The sequence below is a fragment of the Campylobacter sp. RKI_CA19_01121 genome, assembly GCF_025771295.1.
Classification (GTDB): Bacteria; Campylobacterota; Campylobacteria; order Campylobacterales; family Campylobacteraceae; genus Campylobacter_D.
Genome location: NZ_JAKMQA010000003.1, coordinates 31,697 through 49,212, shown reverse-complemented (window position 1 = coordinate 49,212; position 17,516 = coordinate 31,697). Strand labels below are relative to the sequence as shown.

Sequence of the window (17,516 nt, the reverse complement as noted above, 5' to 3'; positions counted from 1 at the left end):
AAGAGGATTTTTATGAATAATGACAAAATAAGTATCATTGGTGCTAAAGAGAATAACCTTAAAAATATCAACCTAGAAATTCCTAAAAATAAACTCATAGTTTTTACAGGACTTAGTGGAAGTGGTAAATCCACTTTAGCTTTTGGTACGCTTTATGCAGAAGGACAACGTCGCTATATTGAAAGTTTAAGTGCTTATGCAAGGCAGTTTTTAGATAAAGTGGGTAAGCCAAATGTTGATAAAATAGAAGGTTTAACTCCTGCTATTGCTATTGATCAAAAAACAACTTCTAAAAATCCTCGATCAACCGTTGGAACTATTACTGAAATTTATGATTATCTAAGACTTTTATACGCAAGGATTGGCTCACAACATTGTCATCAATGTGGTCAAAAAATTTCATCTATGAGTGCAGCAGATATCGTAGGTGAAATCTTAAAGCTTCCAAAAGGGGCAAAAATCATCATTTATGCGCCTTTGATCAAAGAAAAAAAAGGAACTTTTGCAGATCTTTTGGAAAATTTAGTCGCAAAAGGCTATGTTAGAGCACAAATTGATGGGGTTTTAACGCGTCTTGATGAGGATATTGAGCTTGCTAAAACCAAAAAACATACAATAAAACTTGTAATAGATAGACTCCAAGTGCAAGATGATATGCTAGCAAGACTTGCAAGCGATATAGAAAAAGGGCTTAGCGAGAGCTTTGGTGAAGTGGAAATTGAAGTTTTAAATAATGAAGAATTAAACATACCTAGGCATTTTCATTATAGTGAGCATAATGCTTGTTTTGATTGTAAAATTTCTTTTCCTTTGCTTGAACCTTTGAGTTTTTCTTTTAATTCTCCAAAAGGTGCTTGTCCAAGTTGTGATGGTCTTGGTATAAGATATACGCTAGATATGAAAAAGCTTATCAATGAAGAATTAAGCTTAGAAGCAGGAGCTATAAAGCTATTATATGGGTTTAATAAAAGTTATTACTATAAGTTTTTAATGGCCTTTTGTGAACAAAATGATATCAGGGTAAAAATTCCATATAATGAGTTAAGTGAAGAAGAAAAGCGTCTAGTACTTTATGGTAATGCCAAGGAAATTAACTTTTTATGGAAAAGACATCGCTTAAGTCGTAAATTTGAAGGTGCGGTTAAATATGCCTATGAAATGCTAAAAGATGAAAAAGATTTAAGCGAGTATATGAGTGAAAAAACTTGCAAAGATTGCAATGGTCATCGTTTAAGAGCTGAGAGTTTAGCTGTAAAAGTAGCTGAGAAAAATTTGGGTGAAATTTTAGATATGAGTATAGAAAATACCACTGCATTTTTTTCAAAAGAAGCTAATTTTGCATATTTGAGTGAGCAAGAAAGATTGATAGCTAAACCTATTTTTAAAGAAATCAATGAAAGATTATTTTTTCTTTATGATGTAGGACTTGGGTATTTATCTTTAGGGCGTGATGCAAGAACCATTAGTGGGGGTGAGGCTCAAAGAATTCGTATAGCATCTCAAATTGGTAGTGGTTTAAGCGGGGTGATGTATGTTTTAGATGAGCCTAGTATTGGTTTACATGAGCGAGATACGGCAAAACTCATTAAAACTTTAAGAAATCTTCAGCAAAAGGGCAATACTTTAATCGTAGTTGAGCATGATAAAATGACTATAGAAGAGGCAGATTTTATCGTAGATATTGGTCCAAATGCTGGTAAATTTGGTGGTGAGGTTGTATTTAGTGGAACTTATAAAGAATTGTTAAAAAGCAAAAGCCAAACCGCCCTTTATATGAGTGGTAAAAAGCAAATTGCTCATCAAAAAAACAGAGAACAAAAAGATTTTATCAGTTTAAAAGATGTGAGTATTAATAATATTCAAAATTTAAGCGTAGATTTTCCACTACGCAATCTTGTAGCAATTACAGGCGTTTCAGGAAGTGGTAAAAGCTCATTAATTTTACAAACTTTACTTCCATTTGCAAAAGAAGAGCTTAACCGTGCTAAAAAAGTTAAAAAACTAAGCGGGGCTAAAATAGAAGGTTTAGAAAAACTTGATAAGGTAATTTATCTTGATCAAAGTCCTATAGGAAGAACCCCGCGTTCAAATCCTGCTACTTACACAGGTGCTATGGATGAAATTCGTAATCTTTTTGCAGCCACCAAAGAAGCTAAAATGCGAGGCTATAAAGCAGGGCGTTTTTCTTTTAATGTTAAAGGTGGAAGATGTGAAAAGTGTAGTGGCGATGGTGAGATTAAAATAGAAATGCACTTTTTGCCTGATGTGATGGTAACTTGTGATGTATGTAATGGTAAAAGATATAATGATGCAACTTTAGAGATTAAATATAAAGGTAAAAGCATAGCTGATGTTTTAAATATGAGTATTATTGAAGCAAGTGAGTTTTTTACTTCTGTACCAAAAATAAAACAAAAGCTTGATACTTTGGTAAAAGTTGGGCTTGATTATCTTACCTTAGGACAAAATGCAACTACTTTAAGTGGCGGAGAGGCTCAGCGTATTAAGCTAGCTAAAGAATTAAGCAGAAGTGATACGGGAAAAACTCTTTATATTTTAGATGAACCTACAACAGGACTTCATTTTGAAGATGTTAATAAGCTTATTTTAGTTTTGCAACATTTAGTCGATCTTGGAAATAGTGTGTTTGTGATAGAGCATAATTTAGATGTGATTAAAAATGCTGATTATATCATCGATATGGGACCTGAAGGTGGGGTTAAAGGTGGTAAGGTTATAGCTAAAGGTAGCGTTGAAGAACTTGCTAAGAATCATGAAAAAAGTGGTTCTTATACGGGGTATTATCTAAATTTAGAGCTAAAAAGCACAAAAAAATAAATTGGTTGAAGTTATCCTTCAACCATAAATTTCACCTTTTTTATACTCATAAATACTTTGCATATCTTTATCGCCTCTTCCTGAAAGATTTACAACTATCACACTTTTTTTCTTTAAAGTTGGACAAAGTTTTTCTAAATAAGCTAATGCATGTGAGCTTTCAATAGCGGGTATAATACCTTCTTCTTTACATAATAATTTTAAAGCATTAATACACTCATTATCACTAATAGCATGATAACTTGCTCTTTTACTTTCTTGTAAATATGCGTGCAAAGGTCCTATGCCAGGGTAATCAAGCCCAGCAGAGATGCTAAAAGTATGAGCAATGTTTCCTTTATCATCTTGTAAAACCTTAGTTTTCATACCATGGATAATACCCTCTTTACCTTTAGTAAGTGTGGCTGCATGATAAGGTGTATCTTTTCCTAAACCTGCTGCTTCAACGCCTATGAGTTTAACTTTTTCATCTTTTAAAAATGCATGAAAAATTCCAGCAGCATTGCTACCACCTCCAGCTGCTGCTATGATGTAATCTACTTTTTTATTTAATTTTCTAAGTTGCATTTTACATTCTTTACCTATAATACCTTGAAAATGCGTAACAATTTGCGGATAAGGATAAGGCCCCACTGCACTTCCTACTACATAAAATACTTCTTTGGTGTTTTTAACCCAAAAATTTAAAGCTTCATCCACCGCATCACTTAAAGTTTTACTTCCACTTTCTACCGCATGAACTTTTGCTCCTAAAAGCTCCATTTTATAGACATTTAAGGCTTGTCTTTTTACATCAATAGCTCCCATAAATATCTCACATTCAAGTCCCAAAAGTGCTGCTGCAGTAGCGGTTGCAAGCCCGTGTTGTCCTGCTCCAGTTTCTGCAATAATTTTTTTCTTATTCATTTTCTTTGCCATTAAGGCTTGAGCTATGGCATTGTTGATCTTATGAGCTCCTGTGTGAGTTAAGTCTTCTCTTTTTAAATAAATTTCATGATTATAAAGCTTGCTTAAATTTTTAGCATGGTATAAAGGTGTAGGTCTTCCTACATAATTAACTAAGAGTTCTTTTAATTCTGTGTTAAAATCTTTATCTTTTTTGAGTTTTAAAAAAGCTTTTTCTACTTCATCTAATGCTATTTTTACTTCATTTGGCACAAATTGCCCGCCAAATTTTCCGTAATATTTTTTCATAGTATTTCCTTAAAATGATTAACAATATAAAATCAAAAATGATCAACTAAAACTAAAAATGTAAAATAAAAAATGATTGAAAATGTAGTAGTAGGCTTAACGCCAAGAAAAAGAAGCTTTGTTAAATGAGTATTCTAAATTTAGTTTAGAAAATTTTTTCCTTTCCATAGCTTTTCCTTTTAAAAAATTGCCAAATGACTTTACATTCTAAGATAATTATTATTAAAAATTCTTTAAAATGATAATTTGGAAAATAAATACTAAGAAAATTTGTAATGTTTGATTTTTTATATAATGACATAAGCTATATAGGACTTTTTATAGTATGTTTTCTCTCTAGCACACTTTTGCCTATGGCAAGTGAGGCTTTTGTGCTTGCTTTTGTGAAATTAGATTTTAATGCTTATATGGTTTTATTTGTCGCAAGTTTGGGAAATACTTTGGGTAGTTTAAGTACTTATGCGTTAGCTTATTTTGGAGAGAGTCAAATTTTAGAAAAATATTTTAAAAACTCTTTACATAAATTAGAAAAAATCAATGCAAACTTTAAAAAATTTGGCTCTTTGTATGCTTTTTTTACTTTTTTACCCATAGTGGGAGATCTTTTTGCGCTAGGGCTTGGATTTGCTAAGTATTCTTTTTTAAAAGCAAGTATTTTTATAGCCTTGGGTAAATTAAGTCGTTATGCTTTTGTAATTTTCATAGCAAATTCCATTTAAAAGTCTTGATTTTAAAAGATTTAAAAGTCTAGCATTATCAATATCTTTTAAAACTTTTATAGTGTTTTTTAATTCATGATTTTTCATAGGCATTTTAGCATCTTTAAAACACCTTATCGTGCTTCCTCTAGCAAAAGTACTATCACAAATGACATCTACTAAATACTCATCAAAATTTGCTAAATTAGGATCAAGCATATAAGCAATAGTTAATGCATCGTGTATCCATGTGCCATTTGTACCTCTTGTTTTGCTCGCATAATCAATCCAAACTCTTAAAGTCTGTACTAAAAAATCACAAAGAGGATTTTGATTTTCTAAAGCATTTAAATCTTCATGTGTGAGCATAGTTTGCATTGTTGCATTATAAGGAACAAGTGTGATTTTAGCTCTTGAGTTTAAAACTATACTAGCAGCTTCAGGATCAAAACCAAAATTTGTATCTTTGATATGATAAGGCATATCAAAACTTCCACCCATGATAAAAATTTCTTTTACATTTTTATCAAAATCTTTAAAGAGTTTCATCGCTATAGCTATATTTGTTAAAGGTCCTATAGCGCAAATGGAAATTTCACCTGGGTTTTGCATAATAAGCTCACCCATTTTCATACAAGCATTTGGGCTTATGTTTTCTAAGATTTTTATAGGTTTTATATGATCCCAAAGATGAGTAAGCTTAAACTCTTCTACGCTTTTATCTAGTCTTTGTCTCCAAAAATGACTATCTTCACATAAAGCTTCATGAACACCTAGATACAAAGGTATGTCTAGATTAAGCTTATTTAATAAATCTTTAGCAACGCTATAAGCGGTTAAAGCTTGTACATTACCACTTAAAGTGCTAATCATTTCAAGTTTGATTTCTTTGGAGGCTAAAATAAGCCCAAGGGCTAAACCATCATCGGTATTAGCCCCTGCTACGCCATTGCCTATATCAGTGTCTAAAATAAGGCGTATCATATCGCATCTTCTATTAAATTTAAATCCCTGCCTCTAGTTTCTGGTGCAAAGAAAGTAGTGATAAAACCAATTCCTGCAGTGATAACAAAATACAAGGCTATTGGCCACCAAGTGCCATAATAAGCAAGCAAAGCTGAAGCTATCATGGGAGCAGTTCCTCCTGAAAGTATAGAGCCAAATTCTTTTGCTAGTGCCATTTTGGTATAGCGATTTTTTGCTCCAAAAAGCTCCACACCCCACGCAGCTTGCACACCAAAAATCCCTAAAGAAGCTAAAGACATACCTACGATGATAGTTAAAATTACAATAATTTCATTTTTACTATCAAGTAGCATAAAAGCAGGGAAGGCATAAAGCATTAAAAGCAAGCAAAAGGTTCTATAGGTAATGCGTCTTCCAAATTTATCACTTAAATATCCCGCTAAAGGTATAACCAAAAATCCCACTAAAGAAGCGATAACAACAGCAGTTGTGGCTACTGATTTATCAAGAAGTAAAATTTTAGTTACATAGCCTACTATAAAGCCTTGTGCAAGATAAGATGGCCCATTTTCTCCTATCCTTATACCCACCATAGTCCAAAATGCACGACTTTTTTGCCAAAAAGTTCTTTCATCTTTTTTCATATGTGCTTCATTTTCATGACGAATTTTTAGCATTAATTCTTTTTGTTTTTCAAAAACAGGAGTTTCTTTTACATTTAAACGCATATAAACAGCAAAAAGTGCTATGAAGATACTTCCTATAAAAGGAATTCTCCATCCCCATTCTTTAAAACTAGCATCATCCATGTTTGTAACTAAAAGCCACACAAAAGCTGCAAGCAAGGTTCCACTATTTGATCCAAGAGCGATGATAGAAGAGATTAAACCTCTATACTTACTAGGAGCATATTCTCCAAGCATGACAGTTCCACCTGAAAGCTCAGCGCCTGCGCCAAAGCCTTGCATAAAACGCAAAATAACCAAACATATAGGAGCCCAAATTCCAATTACTGCATAACTTGGTATAAAACCAATTAAAGTAGTTGAAATACCCATTAATGCAATGGTGCCCATCAATACATTTTTTCTTCCGTATTTATCTCCTAAATATCCAAAAAATAAAGCTCCAATAGGTCTAGCAATAAAACCTATACCATAAGTAACAAAACTAAGCAATAATGCTATAACAGGAGTTTGCTCAGGAAAGAAAACTTCTGAAAAAACAGTAGCTGCAGCTAAGCCATAAAGTGCAAAATCTGCATATTCCATAGCAGTTCCTAGCCAACATGAAAACACAGCCTTTTTAAAAGCCTTTTTTCCTTGTGGAGTTTGAAAATTTTCATCCGCGATTGATTTTGTTTGCAAGATTAAACCTTTATTTGAAATTTCAAAATGATAATTTTATCTAAAATGCTTAAAATGGAAATTTAATACTTTTTACCGACTTTTAAATAATTTTGGGCGATAATTATTATTATTTTTTAATATAGGAAAAAAATGAAAACTTTAACCATAATTGATACTTTTGGCTTTTTCTTTAGGCTTTTTTATGCTTTAAAGGGTTTGAAAAATTCAAAAGGCGAACCTAGTAATATGATTAGCGGTTTTGCTAATTTTATTTATAGTTTGAAAAATGAACATCCTAGTGATATGATTATTTTTGCTCTTGATAGCAAAGGAAAAACTTTTAGAAGTGAAATTGATCCAAATTATAAAATCAACCGCACCCCACCTCCACCTGATTTATTAGCTCAAATTCCAATTTGCATTCAAATGATAGAAAAAATGGGTTTTTCAAGTTTTTCTTGCGAAGGCTATGAGGCTGATGATATCATCGCATCTTTGGTTAAAGAGTGTGAAAATAAGGATATTTTTATAAGAATTATTACTCAAGATAAAGATTTATATCAACTTATAAAAGATGATAAAGTTAGTATTTATAGTCCTATTTCAAAAAATGATTATAATGAAGCAGGATGTTTGGAAAAATATGGGGTAAAACCTAGCCAAATAAGAGATTTTTTAGCTCTATGTGGAGATAGCTCAGATAATATCCCAGGTGTAAAAGGAATTGGTGCTAAGGGAGCTAAAAATTTACTTGATGAGTTTGAAAGTATTGAAGGAATTTATGAAAACTTAACACTAGTGCGTAATGAAAGAAACAGAAATTTGCTTCTTGAAGGTAAAGAAAATGCCTTTTTGAGCAAAAAACTTGCTTCTTTGTACGAAGATTTAGATGTGAAAAATATGCTTTTAAACTGTGAGTATCCAAAAGATGAACCTTTGCTTAAGATTATGGATATTTTAGAGTATTATGAATTAAATGCTTTGTTAAAAAAACTACGCACTAATCCTACTAATAAAGATAAAAATTTAGGATTTAATGCAAGATTAATTTTAGATGAGAAAGAATTATTTGAAATTTTAGAAAAAATTGATGATCAAAGTATTGTTGCTTTTGACACTGAAACTACGGGCTTAGATACTAAAGAAGCTAAGATAGTAGGGTTTAGTTTTTGTTTTCATGAAAGTGAAGCCTTTTATGTACCACTTGCACATGATTATTTAGGTGTTTGTAAGCAAATTTCTATGCAAGTGGCTAAAAAGGGTATAGAAAAAATCTATCAAAGCATGGTTATAGGTCATAATCTTAAATATGATTTTGAGATTATAAAAAACAATTTTAATTTACTTCCTCCAAAAAACTATGCTGATACTATGATACTTGCATGGCTTAAAGAGCCAAGTTTGCGTGTAAATATGGATGATTTAGCAAAAAGATTGTTTGATTATGAGACTTTGCATTTTGAAGACTTGGTAAAAAAAGGAGAAAGCTTTGCAGGAGTGGATGTAGAAAAAGCTTGTAAATATGCAGCCGAGGATGCTTATGTTACTTTAAGATTTTATTTGTATTTTTTAAAAAATTTAGAAAAGCCTTTGTTTGAGCTTGCGCAAAAAAGTGAGTTTGAATTTATCAAAGTGCTTATTATGATGGAAAATAATGGCATTAAACTTGATACTCAAAAGCTTGAAAGCCTAATGCAAAGTTTTAATCAAGATATAAAAATACTTAGTGAAAAAATATATGATTTAGCGGGTGAAAAATTTAATATTAACTCTCCTAAACAAGTAGGGGATATTTTATTTGAAAAACTAAAGTTACCAAGTGGTAAAAAAAGTAAAACAGGTTATTCTACTGATGAAAAGGTTTTAAATGCTATTTTAGATGAACATCCGATTGTGAAAGAAATTTTAGCTTATAGAGAGCTTGCAAAATTAGTTTCTACTTATTGCGAACCTTTGTTAAAATTAGCTAAAAAAGATGAAAACTCAAGAATTTATTCTAGTTTTTTACAAACAGGAACAACCACGGGACGCCTTTCATCAAAAGATCCAAATTTGCAAAATATCCCTGCACATGGTCAATATGCTAAAGATTATAAATCCTGTTTTGTAGCAAAAGAAGGATTTAGTTTTATCTCACTTGATTATTCACAAATTGAGCTTAGAATGCTAGCGCATTTTAGTGAAGATGAGAAATTATTAGAAGCGTTTTCAAACAATGAGGATATTCATGCAAAAACTGCTATTATGATTTTTAACCGTAGTGATTATGAGACAAGAAGTATTGCTAAAAGCATAAATTTTGGTCTTATTTATGGTATGGGTTATAAGACTTTGAGTCAAAATTTAAAAATAGAAGCAAAGTTAGCTAAAGAATATATTGAAAAATATTTTGAGAATTTTACTAGTATAAAAACTTATTTTGAAAAGGTAAAAAATGAAGCTAAGCAAAATGGTTTTATAAAGACTTTACTAGGCCGTAAGCGTTATTTTGACTTTGAAAATGCAAAGCCTATGCATGTGGCAATGTATGAAAGAGAGAGCATTAACTCTACACTTCAAGGTTCTGCTGCCGATATAATAAAACTTGCAATGATAGAAATTGCAAAAGATTTAGATGAAAATAAACGCTTGATTTTACAAATCCATGATGAGCTTATTTTTGAAGTAAAAGATGAACTTTGTGAGGAATTTGCAAAAAATGCTAGTGATATTATGGAAAATATTGTAAAATTAAAAGTTAAATTAAAAACTTCATCAAGTATTGCCAAAAATTGGGGCGCATTAAAATAAGGAGAATAATTAATGGATCTTTCAACCATACTTGGGATGGTATTAGCTGTTGTTAGTATTTCTGTGGGGGATATTTTAGAGGGTGGTAACCCTTTACATGTTTTGCACTTAAGTTCGTTTTTGATCGTGGTTCCAACTGCGGCTTTTTGTGCGATGACAGCAACGCATAAAAAATTTGTTAAAGCAGCTTATAAAGAATTAAAACTTGCCTTTAAAGGTGCAGGGGTAAATTTAAGTCAAAGGATAGCTGAGCTTGTAGAATACTCTATCATAGCAAGAAGAGATGGGCTTTTGGCTTTAGAATCAAAAACTAATGAAATTGATAATGAGTTTTTAAAAGAAACTATGATGATGATGGTTGATGGTAAGAGTGTAGAAGAGATTAAAGAAAGCATGGAAATCCAAATAGAAGAAATGGAAGAATACTATAAAGAAACTGCTGAATATTGGATACGTTTTGGTGAGACTTGCCCTACTATGGGACTTGTTGGTGCGGTTATGGGGCTTATGCTTGCTTTGCAACTTTTAGATGATCCTCAAGCTATGGCAGCAGGTATTGCAGGAGCATTTACTGCAACGGTAACTGGAATTTTTGGTGCTTATGCTTTATTTGGACCTTGGGGTCATAAAATCAAAGCTAATGCTCATGAGCTCATTAAAGAAAGGATAGTTATCTCGCATGCTATAGTAAGTATTGCAGAGGGAGCTAACCCTAGAGATTTAGAGGCTAAATTGTTTAATTACCTTGGACAAGGTGAGCCTAGAATTTCTCAATTTGATAAGTAAGAGTTAAAAAATGGGAAAAAAACATAAATGTCCAGAATGTCCAGCAGGTGAAAAATGGGCTGTGCCTTATGCAGACTTTTTAAGTTTGCTTTTGGCGCTTTTTATTGCTCTTTGGGCGATTTCTGAAAGTAACCCCGCTAAAACTGAGGCTTTAAAAACTGAATTTGTTAAAATTTTTGAATTTACTGCTTCAAATCCTTTAGAAAAAGAAAGTGAAGTGCATAATAAATACAGTGCACCATCTAATGCAAATGTTGAAGAGCTTGAAAAGCTTAAAAAATTAAGTATCACCCAACAAGAAAATATAGAAAAATTAAAAGCAGCATTAGATCAAAGAGAAAATAATATCGTTTTAAATTTGCCTGCAAGGGTTGAATTTGCTAGGGGTAGTACACAAATTGATTCTGCTGATGTGCAAGATTTTCTAAAACGTATTAGCGAAGTTTTAAAAAGAATGCCAAAACAAGCTCAAATGGAACTTAGAGGTTATACTGATGCAAGTGATAAAGATCCTAAAAGAAATTTTGATTTAGCAAGTAAAAGAGCTCAAGTTGTGGCTGATTATTTGATTGCTAGAGGAATTAATCCAGCTCAGCTTATAGTGGTTAGTTTTGGTGAAAATTATCCTTTGAGTGCAAACAAAGAAGATGAAATAAACAATAGAGTCGAATTTTATATCCGCGTAGATTCTTCAGATAATCAAACTAGAAAGTCAGTGTTAGATCAAATTGGAGCTTTTAATAACAAATAAGTTTTTACTTATTTGTTACTTTCTCCACCAAAACGAAGCAATGCTGAACCCCAAGTGAAACCACCACCAAAAGCATCAAGCAATATTAATGAACCTTGTTTTAAACGACCTTGTTCGTAAGCATCATTCATTGCCATAGGAATTGAAGCAGCTGAGGTATTGCCATATTTTTGAACAGTAACTACGCATTGTTCGTCTTTGAAGTTTAATTTTTCTTGTACGGCCTTGATAATTCTTAAATTAGCTTGATGAGGTATAAAAAGATCAATTTCTTCGCTTTTTATATCGTTTTTTGCAAGAATTTCAACAACATCATTACTTAGAGTATTCACGGCGATTTTAAATACTTCATTTCCTTTCATTTGCATGGAAAGTGGAGAGCAGATACTACTTTTTTGAGCTCTTTGAGTCATTAATAAATCTCCAAATTCCCCATCACTTGCAGTATGAGTATCTATAATAGGAAAATTATCATCTAATGACACAACTCCAGCCCCAGCTCCATCACCAAATAGCACGCAAATGCTTCTATCAGTATAATCCATAATAGAACTAATTTTTTCAGCCCCTATGATTAATACATTTTTTTTAGTACCACTTTCAACCATAGATTTTGCAAGCTCTAAAAGATAAATAAATCCCGAGCATGCGGCAGAAATATCAAAAGCGGTGATATTTTTTAAGCCCAAATTATGAGCGATTTTACATGCAGTTGATGGCATGGTAAAATAATCAGGGCTTAAAGTAGCTACGATGATCGCATCTATATCTTGAGGATTTAAATTAGCTCTTTGTATGGCTTTAATAGCTGCTTTAGTACCAAGATCGCTTGTATTCTCATCATCATTTGCTATGTGTCTTTGTTCTATACCAGTTCTTCTTAATATCCATTCATTACTAGTTTGAACCATTTTTTCTAAGTCAAAATTACTCAGAGTTTTTGTAGGGATATAAGAAGCTATACTTTTTAAGGAAGCTTTAGTTGATTTCATAATTAGAAAGTTCTTTTTCTATAGTTTGATTTATATTTGATTGTGCGAAATTTAATGCTTGAAAAATAGCATTTTTTATAGCTTTTGGACCACTTTTTCCATGACTTATAATGACACATTCTTTTACACCCAAAAGTGGAGCTCCACCGTATTCTTCATAGTCAATATGAGTTTTTAGTTCATTAAAAGCTGGTTTTGCTAAAAGATAGCCTAGTTTTGCTAAAAAAGATTTTTGAATTTCTTGTTTTAGAAGCTTTGTGATAACACTTGCTACACCTTCGCCGGTTTTAAGTAAAATATTCCCATTAAATCCATCACATACTAATACATCTATAGTACCATTAAAGATATCTCTACCTTCGGCATTTCCGACAAAATTTGGAAGTTGCTTTAAGAGTTGATGAGTTTCTTTGGTAAGCTCATTTCCCTTACATTCTTCTTCGCCATTTGATAGTAAAGCAACTCTAGGTTTGGCAATTTTTAAAATCTCTTTAGCATAGGCTTCACCCATAATAGCAAATTGAAATAAATGCTCACTTTTACAATCAACATTTGCTCCAACATCTAGTACAAGTGTTCTTGAATGGATATTTGGCATTAAAGTAGCAATTGCAGGTCTAGCAATATTTGCTAATCTTCCAAGCCTTAATGTAGCTAAACTCATAGTAGCTCCACTATGCCCAGCAGAAACAACAGCTTTTGCTTTTTGATTTCTTACTAAATCAATGGCTTTGTAAATAGTACTATCTTTTCTTTTTAGTGCATCTGTGGAATTTTCATCCATAGCAAACACATCAAAAGCTTCTTCGTATTCTATGTATGAGTTTAATTCTTGAGGAATCAAGGTTTTTAGTTTTTGAGGATCCCCTACCAAGATAGCTTTAAATTCACGCTCTTTTAGAGCTTGAATCACACCTTCTATAATAGGTTTTTCCCCAAAATCACCACCCATTGCATCAATAGCAATGCTTGTCATCGTTATTAATATTCCTTAGTTACTGGATTTACACGGTGAGGCATTTTATAGCTACCATCTTTGTCTTTTATAGGCATAGGTAAGGTAACTTTATAATGAGTTCTGCGTTTTGCTGCACGAGTTTTACTCACTCTTCTCTTAGGTACTGCCATTTTTTACTCCTTTATTAATTTAAACATTTATTACAATAAAAATAATCACTTAAATAAGATTGTAACTCACTTGTGGCAAGTTCTATTAAATCTATATGAGAGTCAAAAAACTCCATAGTATCACTTAAAGTATTATTTTCATCTTTAAAAATTCCATCGCTTGCAAAAAGCTCTATATTTTGATCGATTTCAAGCTCCATTTCATCGCCACATCGATCACAGTTTCTATAAGTAAATCCTTTGAAATTAGCTTTTATTTTTGCTAATTTTGGATTAACTTTTGTAATAGTTCCTTCAAAAACTATATTATCAAGATCTAGCTTAAAAGGATAAGCCGCAGAGCTAAGTTTTGCAAAGGCAATTTTCATTATAAAATTTCAGTTTTTGAAAAGAAAAATTCTATTTCAATTTTTGCATTTTCTAAGCTATCACTTCCATGAACTGCATTTGCATCAATACTATCTGCAAAATCTGCTCTAATAGTACCAGGAGCTGCTTCTTTTGGATTTGTAGCACCCATTAATTCTCTGTTTTTTAATACTGCATTTTCGCCTTCTAAAACAGAAACCACAACCGGACCGCTGATCATAAATTCAACTAAATCTTTAAAAAAAGGTCTGTCTTTGTGTACAGCATAAAATTCTTGCGCTTCTTTTTCTGAAAGCTGTATTTTTTTTGTTGCTGCTATTCTTAGACCATTGTTTTCAAAGCGTGTTAAAATTTGACCAATAACACCTTTTTTTACTGCATCAGGTTTAATAATAGAAAGTGTTTTTTCCAAAATCGTCCCCTTAATTTAAATAAGTTTTATATTTATAAAAGAGCTAATTATACCAAAAAATGCTTTAAATTTATATAAAAGTTTAGAGTTATTGAAGGGTTTGTAAGTAACTTGAAATCAAGATACTTACATTAAAATTTATTAAGCAAATACTGGAGTTGAACCGTCTCTTAAATCACTACCGATGTTATCACGACTTGGTTGATCACCTACTACATCACTCCATACAATACAACCATCGGTTGGGCAAGCACTTGCACAGGCTGGTTGATCATTGTGTCCTACACACTCAACACATTTATCTGCATAAACATAATATCTGTCTTCGCCCTCAGGATTATTTGCATCATCTACGATCGCACTTACTGGGCATTCATCTATACAAGAACCACATGCTATACAAATATCAGTAATTTTAACTGCCATTTTTTACTCCTTAATATTAATGTTGAATGCAAGATTATCAAAATTGTGTTAATTTTATTCTTAAAATCTATTAATTTTGATAATAAAATTAAATTATGGATAATTTTACACAATTAATAAATTTTTAAATTTACAAATGATATTATTTTGTTACAAATAAAATTTATTAATTAGGAGATAAAAAATGATAGTTACTAAAAAAGCTATTGATTTTACAGCACCAGCTGTATTAGGAAATAACCAAATAGTTGAAGATTTTAATCTTTATAAAAATATAGGACCAAAAGGCGCGGTAGTATTTTTCTATCCAAAAGACTTTACTTTTGTTTGCCCGTCTGAAATCATTGCTTTTGATAAAAGATATCAAGATTTTAAAGATAGAGGTATTGAAGTAATCGGCGTATCTTGCGATAATGAATTTTCTCACTTTGCATGGAAAAATATGCCAGTAAATCAAGGTGGTATAGGTCAAGTTAAATTTCCTTTAGTAGCTGATTTAACTAAACAAATTGCTAGAAATTTTGATGTTTTATTTGAAGAGGCAGTTGCTTTAAGAGGTTCTTTCTTACTTGATGCTGATGGAACAATTCGTCATGCAGTGATCAATGACTTACCACTTGGAAGAAACATTGATGAGATGATTAGAATGGTTGATACTATGTTATTTACTAATGAACATGGTGAAGTTTGCCCAGCTGGCTGGAACAAAGGTGATGAAGGTATGAAAGCTGACCCTAAAGGTGTTGCTGATTATCTAAGCAAAAACGAAGGTAAACTATAAAAACTAAAAGCCTGCTTATGTAGGCTTTTAATATTTTATTTATTCTACTCATTTATTTTTATATTTAATACTTTTAAAATTTAAAATCAAAATTTTTAACAAATAAAATAGTTTAAATTTGTTGATACTTGTGGATTAAATGCTATAATTTTGCTTTAAAAATTTAAAGGTTTTTTATGGCTGCTGATGATCAAGAAAAAACAGAAGAACCCACGTCCAAGAAAATAGAAGATGCTCGTAAAGAGGGTAATGTCCCAAAAAGTCAAGATGCATCCGCTGTGGCTGTACTTGTTATAGCTGTGGTTGTGGTGTTGTTTATGCTACCTTTTATAGGTGAGAGAATTAGTGGTTTATATAGGTTTTATCAAAGTTTTATAGGTATAGAACTTGATTTAAAAATCTTGCAAAAAATTATTATAAAAACTATGATAGAAATGTTTATTATGGTTTTACCTATTACTTTAACGATTATGGTTGCAGGTGTGCTTGGAAATTTAATGCAATTTGGTTTTATTTTTACCACCAAGCCCATCACTCCAAATTTTAACAAAATTAACCCTATTAATGGTCTTAAAAATCTTTTTTCTTTGAAAAAAATCATTGAAGCTTTAAAAATTACTCTTAAAGTTGGAGTGGTTTTTGGAATAGCTTTTGTTTTTTTATTGCAATTTATGAAAGAACTTCCTAGAGTAGAGCTTTATACGATTTATCCACAACTTTTATGGCTTAGGGATAAGGCTATTATACTTGCGGCTATTGTGATTATAGCTTTTTTGATTATTGGACTTTTAGATGTGCTTTTGGTAAGGTATCAGTACTTTAAAAATTTACGCATGAGCAAACAAGAAATCAAAGATGAATACAAACAAAGCGAAGGAGATCCTTTGGTAAAAGGAAGAATTCGTCGTTTGCAAATGGAAGCAGCAAGACGCAGAATGGTGCAAGATGTCGCTAGTGCTGATGTGGTGATTACTAACCCTACTCACTATGCGGTTGCTTTGCGTTATGATAGCTCTAAAGAAGCTGCACCAAAAGTTTTAGCTAAAGGAGTGGACTTTTTAGCTTTGCGTATAAAAGATATGGCATATGAATATAATGTGATGATTTATGAAAACCCTCCTTTAGCAAGAGAACTTTATAAAGCATGTGAGGTAAATGATCTTATTCCGCCAGAGCTTTTTAAAGCAGTGGCGGAAGTTTTAAGCTTTGTCTATACTTCTAATAGACAAAAATTTGCTGATAGATTAAAATAAATTTAGCTTTTTAATCAAGCTTATAATAGTCATAGTTATAGAAAGAGTGTAGATGCCTAAAAGTGCTATGCGGTGGGATTTGAGGTTGATTTTTTCCATGATTTTAATTCCAAGATAAACCCCTAGCATAGAGCTAAGTCCTACTAAGCTTCCATTTTGTAAGACTTCTTTATCAATGATGTCATTATATATAAAAGAACTAATCCCTGAAATGGAAGCAAAAATCACAAAAAATAAGCTAAGCGGCACTACTTTTTTGGTATCATAGCCTAAAAAATAAGCCAAAATAGGGGTGATTAAAAGCCCACCACCAATCCCTAAAGATATAGCAAAAATTCCTGTAAATACACCACAAATTAGCAAAATAGAATTTTTTAAGATATTAGAGTGGTTGATGTTTCCAATGGTGCTTTTTTGATTAAAAGCAAATTTTAAAAAGAATACAATACTCACGCATAGAAAAATACTTGTTAAAGTTATATCTGAAAAATACGAGAGTAAAAGCCCGCTAAACATCGCACCTAAAAAGCCTCCAAATCCTATGATAAGTCCATCTTTTAAGATTAAATTTTTCTTTTTATAGTTTAAATAGGAACCAAAAATAGAAGCAAAAATCATTTGTACAACAGAAATTGCAACAGCATGGTGAGAGCTAAGCCCTAAAGTAAGCATGAAAGGAACGATAATCATACCACCGCCTATGCCAAAAACCCCTGAAGCCATACCTGAAAAAATCCCTATAATCATATAAGGAAGTAAAGTTAAATCCATAATCTATACGCT

17 protein-coding genes are annotated in these 17,516 nt (G+C 31.8%); 7 read left to right on the top strand and 10 right to left on the bottom strand.

Features of this window, described 5'->3' with window-relative positions:
• The first annotated feature begins 12 nt into the window (after positions 1-12).
• Positions 13-2,838 (top strand): excinuclease ABC subunit UvrA, encoded by a 2,826-nt coding sequence (uvrA, locus tag L8T90_RS02045; protein WP_263736574.1) that lies wholly within the window; start codon positions 13-15, stop codon positions 2,836-2,838.
• Between the two features lie 18 nt (positions 2,839-2,856).
• Here uvrA and trpB read toward each other — a convergent pair whose 3' ends face one another.
• Complete coding sequence (gene trpB / locus L8T90_RS02040; protein ID WP_263736573.1) at positions 2,857-4,032, bottom strand: tryptophan synthase subunit beta; 1,176 nt, start codon at positions 4,030-4,032, stop codon at positions 2,857-2,859.
• A gap of 275 nt (positions 4,033-4,307) precedes the next feature.
• On the opposite strand from trpB, the gene L8T90_RS02035 reads away from it, so the two are divergent.
• Entirely contained in the window at positions 4,308-4,751 is a 444-nt protein-coding gene (locus L8T90_RS02035; RefSeq protein ID WP_263736572.1) for a YqaA family protein, read from the top strand.
• Here the strand turns inward: L8T90_RS02035 and L8T90_RS02030 are convergent.
• Entirely contained in the window at positions 4,707-5,711 is a 1,005-nt protein-coding gene (locus L8T90_RS02030; RefSeq protein ID WP_263736631.1) for a nucleoside hydrolase, read from the bottom strand. The two genes, L8T90_RS02035 and L8T90_RS02030, sit on opposite strands and share 45 nt — an antisense overlap.
• Positions 5,711-7,066: an MFS transporter gene (locus L8T90_RS02025; protein ID WP_263736630.1), complete on the bottom strand. Its 1,356-nt coding sequence runs from the start codon at positions 7,064-7,066 to the stop codon at positions 5,711-5,713. Before L8T90_RS02025 ends, L8T90_RS02030 begins: the two co-directional genes overlap by 1 nt.
• Positions 7,067-7,195: 129 nt before the next feature.
• Between L8T90_RS02025 and polA the strand changes: the two genes are divergently transcribed.
• From polA to motB, 3 genes are read left to right on the top strand one after another with little or no spacing between them, the layout of a single operon-like run.
• On the top strand, positions 7,196-9,835 hold the full coding sequence (polA, locus tag L8T90_RS02020; RefSeq protein WP_263736571.1) for a DNA polymerase I: 2,640 nt from the start codon (positions 7,196-7,198) through the stop codon (positions 9,833-9,835).
• A 12-nt stretch (positions 9,836-9,847) separates the two neighbouring features.
• Positions 9,848-10,621: a flagellar motor stator protein MotA gene (gene motA, locus L8T90_RS02015; RefSeq protein WP_039619177.1), complete on the top strand. Its 774-nt coding sequence runs from the start codon at positions 9,848-9,850 to the stop codon at positions 10,619-10,621.
• Between the two features lie 10 nt (positions 10,622-10,631).
• Positions 10,632-11,372: a flagellar motor protein MotB gene (motB, locus tag L8T90_RS02010; RefSeq protein WP_263736570.1), complete on the top strand. Its 741-nt coding sequence runs from the start codon at positions 10,632-10,634 to the stop codon at positions 11,370-11,372.
• 8 nt (positions 11,373-11,380) lie between these two features.
• Here motB and L8T90_RS02005 read toward each other — a convergent pair whose 3' ends face one another.
• The 6 genes from L8T90_RS02005 to L8T90_RS01980 form a co-directional block, all read right to left on the bottom strand.
• Positions 11,381-12,364, bottom strand: coding sequence for a beta-ketoacyl-ACP synthase III (locus tag L8T90_RS02005; RefSeq protein ID WP_263736569.1), 984 nt, complete (start codon positions 12,362-12,364; stop codon positions 11,381-11,383).
• Positions 12,351-13,340: a phosphate acyltransferase PlsX gene (gene plsX, locus L8T90_RS02000; RefSeq protein ID WP_263669153.1), complete on the bottom strand. Its 990-nt coding sequence runs from the start codon at positions 13,338-13,340 to the stop codon at positions 12,351-12,353. The genes L8T90_RS02005 and plsX overlap by 14 nt, the downstream gene beginning before the upstream one ends.
• Positions 13,341-13,345: 5 nt before the next feature.
• Positions 13,346-13,492: a 50S ribosomal protein L32 gene (gene rpmF / locus L8T90_RS01995; protein WP_012662034.1), complete on the bottom strand. Its 147-nt coding sequence runs from the start codon at positions 13,490-13,492 to the stop codon at positions 13,346-13,348.
• Between the two features lie 14 nt (positions 13,493-13,506).
• Positions 13,507-13,860, bottom strand: coding sequence for a DUF177 domain-containing protein (locus L8T90_RS01990; RefSeq protein WP_263736568.1), 354 nt, complete (start codon positions 13,858-13,860; stop codon positions 13,507-13,509).
• Positions 13,860-14,273, bottom strand: a complete 414-nt coding sequence (ndk, locus tag L8T90_RS01985; protein WP_173786824.1) for a nucleoside-diphosphate kinase — start codon at positions 14,271-14,273, stop codon at positions 13,860-13,862. Before ndk ends, L8T90_RS01990 begins: the two co-directional genes overlap by 1 nt.
• A 141-nt stretch (positions 14,274-14,414) precedes the next feature.
• On the bottom strand, positions 14,415-14,699 hold the full coding sequence (locus L8T90_RS01980; RefSeq protein ID WP_263736567.1) for a DUF362 domain-containing protein: 285 nt from the start codon (positions 14,697-14,699) through the stop codon (positions 14,415-14,417).
• A gap of 184 nt (positions 14,700-14,883) precedes the next feature.
• On the opposite strand from L8T90_RS01980, the gene L8T90_RS01975 reads away from it, so the two are divergent.
• Together L8T90_RS01975 and flhB are read left to right on the top strand one after the other, a co-directional pair.
• Complete coding sequence (locus L8T90_RS01975) at positions 14,884-15,480, top strand: peroxiredoxin (protein ID WP_087699604.1); 597 nt, start codon at positions 14,884-14,886, stop codon at positions 15,478-15,480.
• Between the two features lie 176 nt (positions 15,481-15,656).
• On the top strand, positions 15,657-16,733 hold the full coding sequence (gene flhB, locus L8T90_RS01970; protein ID WP_214125024.1) for a flagellar biosynthesis protein FlhB: 1,077 nt from the start codon (positions 15,657-15,659) through the stop codon (positions 16,731-16,733).
• Here flhB and L8T90_RS01965 read toward each other — a convergent pair.
• A complete protein-coding gene (locus tag L8T90_RS01965) occupies positions 16,725-17,504 on the bottom strand; it encodes a sulfite exporter TauE/SafE family protein (RefSeq protein WP_263736566.1) in 780 nt (259 codons plus the stop codon). The two genes, flhB and L8T90_RS01965, sit on opposite strands and share 9 nt — an antisense overlap.
• Between the last annotated feature and the right edge of the window lie 12 nt (positions 17,505-17,516).